At 33.1% G+C, this 12890-nt stretch carries 17 protein-coding genes; 4 read left to right on the top strand and 13 right to left on the bottom strand.

Annotated elements, in window-relative coordinates; genetic code table 11:
- The first annotated feature begins 14 nt into the window (after positions 1–14).
- Positions 15–872, top strand: a complete 858-nt coding sequence (locus AC2CGR_RS00530; RefSeq protein WP_071723719.1) for a CheR family methyltransferase — start codon at positions 15–17, stop codon at positions 870–872.
- A 38-nt stretch (positions 873–910) separates the two neighbouring features.
- Here AC2CGR_RS00530 and AC2CGR_RS00525 read toward each other — a convergent pair whose 3' ends face one another.
- The 5 genes from AC2CGR_RS00525 to rsbV form a co-directional block, all read right to left on the bottom strand.
- A complete protein-coding gene (locus AC2CGR_RS00525) occupies positions 911–2053 on the bottom strand; it encodes a fused response regulator/phosphatase (protein ID WP_000025558.1) in 1143 nt (380 codons plus the stop codon).
- 175 nt (positions 2054–2228) lie between these two features.
- Complete coding sequence (locus tag AC2CGR_RS00520; protein ID WP_000017762.1) at positions 2229–2669, bottom strand: ferritin-like domain-containing protein; 441 nt, start codon at positions 2667–2669, stop codon at positions 2229–2231.
- Between the two features lie 68 nt (positions 2670–2737).
- Entirely contained in the window at positions 2738–3514 is a 777-nt protein-coding gene (sigB, locus tag AC2CGR_RS00515) for an RNA polymerase sigma factor SigB (RefSeq protein ID WP_484480418.1), read from the bottom strand.
- Complete coding sequence (gene rsbW / locus AC2CGR_RS00510; protein WP_088306814.1) at positions 3477–3959, bottom strand: anti-sigma B factor RsbW; 483 nt, start codon at positions 3957–3959, stop codon at positions 3477–3479. Before rsbW ends, sigB begins: the two co-directional genes overlap by 38 nt.
- Positions 3960–3965: 6 nt before the next feature.
- Complete coding sequence (gene rsbV / locus AC2CGR_RS00505) at positions 3966–4304, bottom strand: anti sigma b factor antagonist RsbV (RefSeq protein ID WP_029437717.1); 339 nt, start codon at positions 4302–4304, stop codon at positions 3966–3968.
- Between the two features lie 197 nt (positions 4305–4501).
- Here rsbV and AC2CGR_RS00500 point away from each other — a divergent pair, with 197 nt between their 5' ends.
- Entirely contained in the window at positions 4502–4702 is a 201-nt protein-coding gene (locus AC2CGR_RS00500) for a methyltransferase (protein WP_070757249.1), read from the top strand.
- Between the two features lie 181 nt (positions 4703–4883).
- Here the strand turns inward: AC2CGR_RS00500 and AC2CGR_RS00495 are convergent, their stop codons facing one another.
- From AC2CGR_RS00495 to AC2CGR_RS00485, 3 genes are all read right to left on the bottom strand, one after another.
- Positions 4884–5135, bottom strand: coding sequence for a GlsB/YeaQ/YmgE family stress response membrane protein (locus tag AC2CGR_RS00495; RefSeq protein ID WP_000522902.1), 252 nt, complete (start codon positions 5133–5135; stop codon positions 4884–4886).
- A 75-nt stretch (positions 5136–5210) separates the two neighbouring features.
- A complete protein-coding gene (locus AC2CGR_RS00490) occupies positions 5211–5411 on the bottom strand; it encodes a CsbD family protein (RefSeq protein ID WP_044792628.1) in 201 nt (66 codons plus the stop codon).
- A gap of 50 nt (positions 5412–5461) precedes the next feature.
- The gene (locus AC2CGR_RS00485; protein ID WP_087965680.1) at positions 5462–5851 is read right to left on the bottom strand and encodes a YflT domain-containing protein; all 390 of its coding nucleotides are present in this window, start codon (positions 5849–5851) and stop codon (positions 5462–5464) included.
- A gap of 213 nt (positions 5852–6064) precedes the next feature.
- Here AC2CGR_RS00485 and AC2CGR_RS00480 point away from each other — a divergent pair, with 213 nt between their 5' ends.
- Together AC2CGR_RS00480 and AC2CGR_RS00475 are read left to right on the top strand one after the other, a co-directional pair.
- Positions 6065–6526 carry a hypothetical protein gene (locus AC2CGR_RS00480; protein ID WP_087965682.1) on the top strand — a complete coding sequence of 154 codons (462 nt, stop codon included), beginning with the start codon at positions 6065–6067 and terminating at the stop codon, positions 6524–6526.
- Positions 6527–6764: 238 nt separating this feature from the next.
- Entirely contained in the window at positions 6765–7004 is a 240-nt protein-coding gene (locus tag AC2CGR_RS00475; RefSeq protein ID WP_087965684.1) for a DUF2798 domain-containing protein, read from the top strand.
- Between the two features lie 275 nt (positions 7005–7279).
- Here the strand turns inward: AC2CGR_RS00475 and AC2CGR_RS00470 are convergent, their stop codons facing one another.
- From AC2CGR_RS00470 to AC2CGR_RS00450, 5 genes are all read right to left on the bottom strand, one after another.
- A complete protein-coding gene (locus AC2CGR_RS00470) occupies positions 7280–8188 on the bottom strand; it encodes an alpha/beta fold hydrolase (protein ID WP_087965686.1) in 909 nt (302 codons plus the stop codon).
- Positions 8189–8968: 780 nt separating this feature from the next.
- Complete coding sequence (locus tag AC2CGR_RS00465) at positions 8969–9580, bottom strand: DUF2812 domain-containing protein (protein WP_071729316.1); 612 nt, start codon at positions 9578–9580, stop codon at positions 8969–8971.
- 13 nt (positions 9581–9593) lie between these two features.
- A complete protein-coding gene (locus AC2CGR_RS00460) occupies positions 9594–9908 on the bottom strand; it encodes a PadR family transcriptional regulator (RefSeq protein WP_484480417.1) in 315 nt (104 codons plus the stop codon).
- A 155-nt stretch (positions 9909–10063) separates the two neighbouring features.
- Positions 10064–10702 (bottom strand): hypothetical protein, encoded by a 639-nt coding sequence (locus AC2CGR_RS00455; RefSeq protein WP_001970529.1) that lies wholly within the window; start codon positions 10700–10702, stop codon positions 10064–10066.
- 123 nt (positions 10703–10825) lie between these two features.
- Positions 10826–12565: an S-layer homology domain-containing protein gene (locus AC2CGR_RS00450; RefSeq protein WP_087965692.1), complete on the bottom strand. Its 1740-nt coding sequence runs from the start codon at positions 12563–12565 to the stop codon at positions 10826–10828.
- Between the last annotated feature and the right edge of the window lie 325 nt (positions 12566–12890).

The raw sequence follows: 12890 nt of genomic DNA, 5'->3' as shown, positions 1-12890 counted from the left end.
GAGGTTTCGTTTCAGTGGAAAATAAGTATTATAATTTTGATCCATCAGTAGATACGGATAAGCGTACGAACTTAGAAATTGACTTACTATTGGAAGCGGTATTTAAACTATCAGGATTTGATTTTCGCCAATATGCTCGCACATCTATTTATAGGCGGATTTGTAATCGAATGCAGCTTTCTAATATCCCTACCATTTCAAAATTAATTGAAAAAGTAATTCATGAGGAAGGGGTTTTAGAACAGCTATTAAATGATTTCTCGATTAATGTAACTGAGATGTTCCGTAACCCTAACTTTTTTAAGGCGCTAAGAGAGCATGTCATTCCTGAATTAAGAAAGCATCCTGAAATTAGAATTTGGCATGCTGGATGCGCAACTGGTGAAGAAGTATTATCAATGTCCATCTTACTTCAAGAAGAAGGATTAAGTGAAAAAGCTGTTATTTACGCAACAGATATGAATACAAATGTGTTAGAAAAAGCAAAACAAGGCATTCTTCCGTTAAATAAAATGCAAACTTATACGAAAAACTATTTACAAGCTGGCGGTACACAAGCATTTTCTAACTATTATTCAACAGATAATCGTTTTGCTTATTTTAATCCATCACTGTTACAAAACATTATTTTTGCGCAACATAATTTAGTAACTGATCAATCTTTTAACGAATTTCACATTATACTTTGCCGTAACGTTTTAATTTACTTTACAAGTAAACTTCAAAACCAAGTACAGCAACTATTTTATGAAAGTTTAGGTCACAACGGATTCCTATGTTTAGGGAATAAAGAAACTCTTCGTTTTTCAAATATAATGCCGCATTATATTCAATTTAATCCGAACGAACAAATCTATCAAAAAATACAATAAAAGCGTATGAAATCCTCTATTTGGATTTCATACGCTTTTTATTTCGCATTCGTTTGTATCATAATGAGACACATATCATCTGATTGCGCTTGTTTCTGTTCTTCCTTATAAAACCCTTCTATCTCTTCTTCTAACTCTCCCCATTTTCTTTCTGTAAAAGTACGTAATTTCTCTTCAGCCTCAAATTCATCATTTGCTATTGCTTCAAGGACACCATCTGTAAACAATACGATTTGAGCGTTCTTCTCAAAAGGTATAACTGTCTTTTCAACTTTTATTTCATCAAAAAATCCTACTGCACAACTCCCGCGATTTAGTTCCACTACATTTGTTTCATCAACTAAAACATATCCAGAAGGATGTCCTGCATTTACATATTCAATCGTTCTATCTTCTGTATTAACTACTAAGTATATCGCTGTAAAATAATAGGGAATATTGTCATTCTCATTATGTAAAAGAGTCATATATTTATTTAAGTCTTTCATAACGAGTTCTGGATCGATTAAACATTTAATCGTTTCACGTAATACAGACGAAATAAACATGCAAACTAATGAAGCAGATACACCATGTCCCATCACATCTAATAATATAATACCGTAGCGATTTTCATCGATTTTATACCAATAATACATATCTCCAGCTAGTTTAAATGAAGGTAAGTAACTTGCTTCAATTTTTATATGCTCTTCTCTTAATGGGCTACTTAATAAGTTTCTTTGTACTTGTGTAGCTAAATCTAGTTCATTCCGAAGGTTTTCTTCCTGTTCTTTATGCCAATTTAATTCTGATTTCAAGCGTAATGCCACACGCATACGCGCTAACAATTCAACTTTATTTATAGGTTTCGTAATATAATCCATTGCCCCCATATCAAGAGCTTCAGCTAATTTATTTGCATCTTCTAAAGCTGTAACAAAAATAATAGGAATATCTTTAAACTTCTCCTCTTTTTGTAATCGCCTACAAACTTCAAGTCCATCAATTTCAGGCATCATAATATCTAATAGTATTAAATCTATTTCATTATGCCTGGAAGAATCTTTTCCAAAATGGATATATTCGAAAAGCTCTTGTGCAGAATTCAGCGATACAAGATCCTGATATCCGGCTTGTTTTAAAATCTTCTTAATTACAAAGATATTCACCGGATTATCATCTACAATTAAAATGGACACAAGTGATTTCCCCTTTTCTTATATAAAATGTAAATCGATTATCATTTTCTATTTTTCTAGTATTACATACTCAGTTATAAAATGAAAATTTCCTACTCAAACACATTTATACAGCAAAAGAACAAACCCCCAGAGATGAGAGTTTGTTCTTTCACTCTATAAATTATTTCCACTTTTAATTTAGCACCATTGCTTTATCATTTAAAAGACGATCTAATTCTTCCATATGATTTGTTTCATCTGCAATCATATCTTCTAACTTTACAACTAACTCTGTCATATTTAATTTCGCTGCTTGTTCTTTTCGCTTTTCATAACGCTTAATTGTTTCATATTCTGATTGTCTAGCGTATTCTAACATTTCTCTAACATCTTCTGCTTGTTTCACTCGTAAAGGGATTGTAGTAGGTGTACCACCTAGCGTCTTAATTTTCTCCGCTAAATATAGGGCATGTCCTTGTTCATCACTAATTTCAGATTCAAAGAAAGGTTTTAACACTTGTCTATATATACCAGAAACTGTAGCTGCATTATGGTTATACATAATAATTGCCGAGTATTCTCCTGCTAAATCTTCATTCAATCCTTCGATTAGTTCCTTCACATCGTGTGACATTTCATATCTCCTCCTATACTTAATAAGTACCCCTTTTCTCATGTTTTAAACATCATTATTTTAAATTTTTATGTATCTAAAAACGCTGCTTGCTTCAATTTACTTATCGCTTGTCTTTTAATACGAGAAACGTGCATTTGTGAAATACCTAACCGTTCCCCTGTATCTTTTTGATTTAAATTTTCTCCAAATATATAATGAATAACACTCTTTTCCGTATCATTTAATACGTTAAAAATATCCTTTAAAACGAGACGCCTTTCTGTCTCTTCATATCCTTGCTCTACTTCACCTACAGATTCAATTCTCGCTACCGAACTTCCATCAGATGAATTTTCAACTACATCATCTAAGGAAGATACTCGATAATTATTTTTCGCATCCATAATTTCTAGCACTTCCTCTTCGGATAGTCCTAAATGGTCTGCAATCTCTATAATCTTCGGTGAACGTTGCAGGTGATCTGTTAACTCCTCTATCGCAAGTTTAATTTTCACGCCTAAATCTTTCATTCGCCTTGGAACGTGAATGCCCCAAGTTTTATCACGTAAATACTTCTTTATTTCGCCTACTATTGTAGGTATTGCAAACGGCTCAAAGGCATTCCCTATCGAATAATCATACCTTCTTATTGCGCCTAAGAGCCCTAACATTCCTACTTGTATAATATCCTCATGCATCGGTCCGCCTTTTGAATAGCGATATGCAATGGAATAGACGAGATTTTTATAATGCTCAACTAACCTTTCCTGCGCTTCATCACATTGGCTTTGTTGAAATTCTGCAATGAGTTTAATAACATCTTCTTTAGAAAGAGTTGTAGGTTGAGATTGGATTTCCATCATTCTCCACCTGCTCTCTTTGTATATATTTTGTCATTAAAACTGTCATGCCCTCATCATGCATAATTTGTATATCATCCATTAACGTATTGATTAAATATAAACCTAAACCATTTTCCGGCAAATGTTCTACTGGTTTACTAATATCATACGGACCAACCTTCCTTTTTAAGTTATTAAAATCAAAGCTAACCCCATTATCCGCAACCATAATTTCTAATCGATCTTCATATAGCCCAAAGACAATTGCAATTTCTCCAACGTCTTCTTTATATGCATGTTGTACAATATTCGTACATGCTTCACTAATAGCAATTTTCATATCTTCTATATCGTCATAAGCAAAGCCCATTCGATTCGCAACACCAGCCATTGTTAAACGAATAATAGCCACATATTCTGCCTTTGCAGGAATTTTCATTTCTATCTTTTCAAATCTCTCCATCATCCCTAGTCACCTTCTTTCTACTTTTTCAAAATCAGAATTCAAATTTAATATTTCTGTTAACCCTGTAATATCAAATAATCTTTTTAGTCTTTTAGATACACCAATAAACTCTAGTTTCCCATCATTTTTCTTAACTGCTTTTAATAGCGCTATAAAAACACCTAAACCGGTACTATCCATATAATCTACCTTATTAAAATCTACGACAATATGAACCTCTTTTTCGCTTGCAATAGGCATGATCTTATTTTTCAAATCTGATGCCGTATATGCATCAATTTCACCATTAAGTTGTACCGTATAACCTACATCATTTTGCAAAATATTTATTGCCAAATTCATCATTTCCGCCCCCTTATCTCAATCTACTACTATGTTAATTACCCATAAAAATTAATTTTAAACATATTTTTTTATTTTTATTATAAATAAATTTTCCACACCTTTCTCAGCTTAACACTAAAAAAATACTACCAAATGTTTAAACCTTATAAATTTGTGTATGTATAATGTATAAACATTATTTTTAGGGGGATTTATCTATGGAAGAGCACAACTTTAAAAAGGGAGATTTTGTTCAATTTTCTTATCGACACGATCATGCTACAAAATTAGTTGGTTCCATTATTAACATACTAACGAATACAATTGTAGTGGATATAGGTAATAGCGAGGACTTATCTCATATAGAACCAAGGCAGGTCGTAAGAATAAATAATTGTAAAAAAGTAACGATGGTTTAATACATACTAGAAAGTGTAATTTCAATGAGCGGGGGGCCTTCATCCCCCGCTCATTCCTATGCAGATTACCTAAAAAAAGCATCCAAATTATTTTAATTGGATGCTTTTTTATGTATATTTATCACTCTATTAACTTTATAGCTATATATAATAAACTTAAGATTACTATTCATGATCATACTTACGCTTTCCGTAGCATTCTAGAGAAGAATGTAACGATTAAAATAAAGACGATTGCACCTAATAAAGCTGGAAGAATAAAGATGCCTCCCCATTCAGGACCCCAATGACCAAATAATGCACTACCTACCCAAGATCCGATTAATCCGGCAATCACATTACCAACTATACCTAAAGGAAAGTCTTTTCCCGTAATCATTCCAGCTAACGCACCAATAAGTCCACCTACAATACACGTAATAATAAGTCCCACAATTAACCCTCCTATATTCGTTTTATATTGTATTTATCAAGCTTTGGTATGTAACCAAAGCTTGATAAACATGTATTATTCTTTATTATCCAACTCATCACTTATCTTTTGTTTCACTTTTCCGACTTTTTCTTTTATCGTTCCCTTCGTCTTGTCCCACTTCCCTTCATTTTTCAACTTTCTATCTTCTGTAACTTCACCAATTCCTTCTTTTACTTGTCCCTTTGTCTTTTCCACTTTACCAGTAATTTGTTCTTTTAGTCCGCTCTCACTCATATTTCCCATCTCCTTTTCGTAATAGATTTATAGATTTACAGGATACAAATTTAAATAGAATACGTGCATCTTCTTTCTTGTAACCATTCACCGACTCTTTCTAAATCCTTAACGAATAACAAGATTTTCCCTTCATCCAGCTTTTCTTCATAGAAGTTTGCTTCTTCCTCATTAAGCCCTAACTCTTGCATCTTATTTCTTAACTGATCTCCCGTTTTTTGAAAGACATTAATAATGCTTGTCCCAAGTCCCTCCTCTTGTATACCAATTGTATTTACGTCTGCATTGTCTGCGATTCTATCTGTCCTTTCTTTCTCGTGTGTTAATACGTAAATATCTTTTTGGTCTATGCCTTTCTTCACGAGATCATTCGCCGCATTCATGACCTCTTTCTCCGTAATAAATTCATATACAAAAGGTTTACTATACTCCGTTTCCATCTTTAACTTCCTCCTTTAAAATGAATTATTTGTTATATTATATGTAGTACACCTATTTTCAAAATGTTAAACATAAAATATGAAAAAACTTATGTGAATTTTGATTTTAATAGAAAATGAACAACATCATTTACCACTTTAAAACATCTCCCCCTTACAATAACTACCTAAATTAACAGAAAATTGTTATAATTAAACATAAGGAGGGATACTATGAAAAAAATTATATCTATATGCGCTCTAACCGCTCTATCTTTCACTTTAATAGGTTGTACAAGCACCTCGGCTACAAATAAAGCTTCACAAGTTAAGCAAGAACATACACAAAATACCTTTCAATTAAACTCCGCAAATATTACAGATATTGAAATACTTAGCACAATAAATAACAACGTTTCAAAATCTCAAACAGATAACGAAGAAATGATACAATCTATCGTTTCAGCAGTTCAAAAAGGCACTCCTAAAACAATCACCCTAGATCAAAAAAAGAGAGAATCTGCTCATTCTACTATAACCGTTACATATAAAGATGATTCAAAAGAAGAGTTTCTTGTATGGGTTGATAATAAGGAGCAAATTACAATTGCTAAAGATGAGAAGAAAGATAAAGTTGCAGGCGTGATCGTGAACATGAAAGATGCTAAAATGATGAAAGATTTCTTTAAAATGTAAAAAGGATCTCCTTAAAGGGGATCCTTTTTCTCTTCATACAGCCTATCGAGTTCTGCTCTTTATCATCCAAAGCACAAGTATTAGTTTATTATAAAGACGTTTATTTACTCTGTAGTTATATACCCATTGTCGCTATTGCAGAAAAGTACAACAAGCTGGACAACCTAGATTTCAAACGGTAAGATTAGATGTTGGTGAAATCGGGCAGCAAAGCATATATAGAAAATAGGTGTTAATTTTGAAAATCAATAAAAAATTTGAACCAATGATTTTTAATCTCTTTATGATTTTAGGTATATCTAGTATTATCTCTTTCGTCATGGTTTCAATGAATGTTGGGTATACAGCTTTATTTCTCAAATCATGGTTGAAAACATGGGCAATTGCTTTCGTACTTGCATTTTTAGCTTCTAAATTACTACCCTTTGTAGTGAAAAAGATAATGAAAATATTCACATTTGTTGAGAATGATGCTTAAAAATAAAGTGATGCACTACTCTAGTTCCTTTAAATGAAAAGAGATACTCATCACAATACTTAACCTAGTAAAATGTTTCAACTCAAAGAAAGGCACCCTAAAGTTGTCTTTTCTTTATATGTAAAAAAAGCTCGCCTATTTCCGTAGGCGGGCTTTATCTTTATTACACAATAAGAAAGTATACTCTCTTTTCCTCTGAAATTTTATGTAATTATACATATTCATAAAAATAGAAGAAGTAAAATTGCCATTACAACTCATTTCTCACTTTCAACTTAGTTATCATTAGCATGTTTTTCTACAAAATCAAGGATTCTAGCATTAACCTCGTTAGAGAACTCACCATTAATCGCGTGAGATGCATTTTTCCAGTTCACTATATCGATATCTTTCACATATTTTTCCCCAGTTTCAACTGCTTTTGCCGAATTGTGCATTGTACTTTTTTCAGCCATTAAGGCAAGCACTGGAACATTAATATTTTTCAAGTCTTCTTTACTAAATAAATCAGGTGCTGGCGTTTTCAATTTATAATTACGCATACCCGACTCAATTAACTTAGCGATCGGCTCATCGTCATTTATTTCTGCTCCCCCAGAAACGTAGCTTAACATCTTTTCTCGTATAAACTTAGGTACAATAGGAACGGAAGCTGGAATAGATGCTAGAATCATCTTTATGGATATTTGCGCAAAGACAAAAACTGGATCCAATAAACTAGCCGTAGCAATACGCTCAGGATTATATCTGACCAAATTCATTGCTGTCCAACCTCCAATGGAGACACCGACGATATGCACTTTTTCTAAACCTAATCCTTCCATTACTTCATTTAACCATTCTGCTTGTTGTTTTTGGTTTTCAATCACCTTCGTTTGCACGCTCATTCCAGGTTCACCAAGTAAATCGATTGTGTAAACAGGCCTTTTCTCCCTTAACCCTTCTAAATTCGGTACCCACATTGGAGTAGATGCACCACGTCCAGGGAGTAAGAGTATTGGTTCCTTCTGTTTATTCTCCTCTTTAGTAAAGTAATACGTACGAATTGTGCCATATGTAGTTTCTATATCTTTCATATCGTTAGGTGCTGGAAGAAGTGCCATTGATTCATCGTAGGCAATTTGAAAGTCTTTTTTTCCTTTTTCAGATATAAAGTGACCGATCTTATTATCCTCTCTCTTCATTTGAATTCCTCCTTTTTACAAATATATGGATGGACTTTATCTATATACTCATGGTAATAATCCATTGGAAATTTATCTTCTTTAAAGCAAAACTCTCATTTAGCAAAAAGAAAAAGACACCCTAAGGTGCCTTCCTCCGACTTGAACCATCTTAATTTTAATAATATGTATTGGACTCCCATCCAACTATTATTTTACCATGTTAAGTTGTTTTTGTTTATTGAGAAATACAATAATTTATTTGTGCTGGTTGTCTGTATGAGATCTTTTTGTAGTCCATGTAGTAATTAACAAAAAATCAATAGTAGTAATGACACCTAAAAGTCCTTGCTTAAACCACTGGCTAGAAACATAAGCATTACTGAGTATGTATTAAGCCTCATTATAAGCAACATCTCACTGGGATTACACATAGGGAAAAAATAGATATATATACTTCTCTATCTATCTTACTGTTACTTGATAAGTGCTTATTTTCATTATATATACAAGGAAATGCAACCGGCTATAACAATCAACGGAAGGATTACTGCGAGTTTATTTTTTAGAGGGACACGTTTGTCTGGGACACCGGGGTGGATAACAAAAGCGAGTAAAACAATTGCTCCAATAATACCTAAAAGTGTATGAATGATAACCATCCTCCTAAGGAATATTATTATTCATATCATATCACATTCAAGTGCTTATAAAGTAAAAATTTAGAATAAAACCCAAATGTTTCATTTTTAAAATTTAAAAAATCCCCTCAAAGCATCAGCTTTAAGGGAATCCACCCTATCATCTTCTCTCTTCATACAACCGATTTGCTTTATACGAGCAAACTAAATACATAACAATTGCTGCAGGGATAAATAACCATGCAAAGCCTCTCATCAATGCAAATGGTGTTTCAAATAAGAATGACCATAGAAATGATACACCTTGCTTATCCCATAGACCTGGCGTAAAATATAGTTCTTTCGGATTTGCAAGTGCTCCTAAATGAATCGTGTCATTAAACATAAATAGGATTAATATCGGAATAGAGCATATAGCTAATTCTAAAAATGTTTTAGATAGACGTTTATATTTCCCTGCTCGTGACATTTGATCTGAAAAAATATCATCTTCACTTTCCTCATTTACCTTTTTAAAATAGTGCGTACCTGACCACCAATTACCAGCTATATGCTCCCAGCCACTATCTTCAAATAATGTGCAGTAATTAATAAATTCACTTTTTCTACTAAATACTCTATGATCTATTCTAATCGTTGCATCTTCTGGTTCTGTATATCTAAATGTATAACCAAATGTATTGCTTTCTAGTTGGTAGCCTTTCCAAGCCATCTCTTCTAACCATTTTTCCTCTTTCTCAAAGTCTAAAAAGAATTTCAATCTCCACATCATCGTTTCCCCCTAACTATACATGTAATAAACTTTTTGTAACCTCAATAATGTGCTGCATTCTCATAAAGTCTAAGTGCAATACTTCTTTCCCGCGTTCCGTAATGACATACACTTTTCTTCGTTTATCTTCACTTTTTACCGATTCTATTAATCCTTGGTTTAATAAATTTTCAACCGCCCCATACAATGTACCCGCTGCGATTTTCACTTGGTGATTACTCAGTTCCTCTACCTTTTGCATAATTAAATAACCATGTGCTGGTTCTAATAAAGCTAAAAGAACGTAATACGTTGTTTCCGTTAATGGTAAATGTTTATCTCTATTCATAAAGACCTCCAATGTAACGATAAGTATATAGCTAAACTATATAGTTAAACTGTATAGTTTAATTTTATACAGTTAGACTGTATATGTCAAATAAAGGAATAACTTTATAACCCATAACAAAAACGCTACCTTATAAAAAAGTAGCGTTTTTCATATTATCCTTGCTTATTCTTCGCCTTCATTTGCTCTTCATAAACAAACTTTGCGGTCATAAAATCGTTAGGAAAATCTCCCAATGCCTTCTTCATCACGTTCAATTCTTCTTGTGATTTAATCTCTACTCCGTTTAAGAAATCAAATGCTTTTGATTGTTCATCCGCAACAAAGTTTTGCGTCATATAATCATCTTGGAAATCTTGCTTCGCTTTTTCTTTTACTTTGTTCATTGCATCTGTTTTGTTTATGCTTTTCATAGGGTTTTCAAATGCTCCAGTAGGTTGTTCTGGTTTTGGTTCTTCTTTCTTTTCCGGCTGTGGAGCTGGTTGTTGTGGTTCTTGCTTTGTTTGTTCTTGTTGGACTGGTTGCTGTGCTACTTGTTGCTCTTTTTTCGCTAATTCATCTTTTAACTTCTTAACTTGTGCATCAAGAGATTTATTTTCAGTTTCTAATACACTCTTATCACTTTTTAATTTTTGCATTTCTTCAAAATGCTCATCTACTAATTTATTGTATTCTTTCTCAGTGTACATTTTTTCACTAGTTGATGTCGTTTTTCCCTTCGTAATAACTACATTAATAATTACAAGTAAAGCTACAATTCCTATTAACGCAGCGAAAATCTTCTTTTTGCTCATTATTAATCCTCCAAAATGTAAAATTACAAGAATCATCATAACAGATACAGTTATGTTCTTTTGTCACATTATGTCGAACTAAAATAATAAAAAAGCATCTGAAACAGATGCTTTCTCTCATTATCAATACGTAAACGTAATCGTCACTAAAGAATATCCTTCTTTCGCATTATACGGCTCAGCTCTATAAGAAACACGGCTTGCCCCTTGCGGATAACCGATTTCTCCAATTACTTTTTTCACATCTTGCAATGCGCCATTCATTGATTGCTTATAAAGGATTTCAATCTTTGCTGATTTTGTATTATAACGTTGTTGCATTTTATTTTTGAATTCATTGTAGTTGTTTGCGATGTATTCATTTCCTAAATAATTTAACTTTGTATCTTTTAAAATCTGTTGGTATGCAGTGGTTTTCATGCTACCTGCCGCAATTTTATTTGTTAATGTACTATAATAATTTGTTGTAGCTTGCGGATAGTCCCCACGGTTCCACTCATGATTTCTTCCGATTTGCTCATCTGATAAGTTGAAATAGGAATACGTTACACGGCCTTGTTCATCTGGCACTGGATCATCAAATGTTGTATCAAGGTGATACCATTTATTTTCGATTTTTACTAAATTCCAAGCATGAGGCTGACCGTCTCCAGTTCCTACTACAAAATGATTCTCAATTCCCGCTTCTTTTAATAATTGATAGGTTAATAGTGCGTAACCTTGGCAAACAGCAGAACGATTTACGAGTGCTTCATATGCTGTGTAAGCTTTATAAGACGTATCATAAGAAATATGTTTTACAACATAATCATGAATCGCTTTTACTTTTTCGTGATCATCCATCCCAACTTGCGTAATAGAAGAAACGATTGCCTTCGCTTGCTTCATTACATATTCTGTTTGTTCTTTCGTTTCACGATATGTAATTTTCAGCGTAAACGTATAATTTCCAGGTGATCCAGAAATTCCATATGAAACATTCGATCTATTATAATTTGTATACTCATTTTTACTTGCGACTTCTTTATATGCGTTGAAAAGTGTCTTCATTACTTCTTCCTGGTTACCATCTTTCGTTTTATATGGAAGTGTAATATTCGTTTCGTATGCATTAATACGCTTTTGCACTTCATCTTTAAATGCTGCTAATAGTGCCGCATCTCCTGTATTTTTCACCGCAACCGCAGGCTTTTTATATTGCAAAGCATTATATAAAAACTGTGCATACTGCTCACGCGTTACCGTTTTAGCGGGTTCAAATTTCCCGTCGCCTGTACCAGATGCAATCCCGTTTGACTGCACCGCACTAATCGCACCTTCTGCCCAAAAGCCATCCGGAACATCATTAAATGTATGCTTTTGCTTAGCCGAAACTTGAAAAGCATTTTTAATAATTTGCGCCATTTCTGCACGGCTAACAGAATCTTTCGGTCTAAAGCCTCCGTTTCCATCCCCGTTAAAAATCCCTAATTTCGTTAACGTTAAAATCTCTTCTGGAAACAATGTAGATCCTAAGCGAATATCTCGATACGGATTGTTTAAAGTAGATCCATCTTTTAATATATAACGAGCACCTTCATTACTGAACGCACCACCTTGCTTATTCGGTAACAGCGCACGATAAATTAAAGCTGCAACTTGCTCTCTCGTCGCAACATCACCGAAACCAAACTTCCCATTTCCATAACCAGAAATAATATTTTTACTCGATAAATCTTTAATCGCCGGATACGACCAATGCGATGTAGGCACATCCGAAAAAGCACCCGCCTCAGCAGCTTTTACATCACTGCCGTTTGTATATAGTAAAACACCGCCTATAAGTGATAATGATGTAATTGATTTTAGTAGTTTTATGTACATAATTCCTTCTCCCAATACCGTTCTCTATTTATGTTGTTTTTTGTCGAAAAATCTAAAAGAATATGACAAAACATATTATACAATTAAAACTTTTTGAGGGATACACTAATTTTTGAAATATGCAAAAACTCATATTAATATATTTTTTCGTATTAATATTATGTTTCTTTATTTATGAATATGTATAGGTAGTAACTCCTTATAACTCCCCTCATGATAATCTCTAATTTTATATTGATATTCTTTAGAATAATTATTCTTTATTTCTCAATATAAGAAGCCTTGGATTTTCATTAACATTCCTGTATTATATAAACAAAGAGTA

The organism is Bacillus sp. LSHTCR4 (assembly GCF_057197025.1).
Note: the sequence above shows the minus strand (reverse complement) of the source record. Positions and strands in the feature narration are given on the sequence as shown.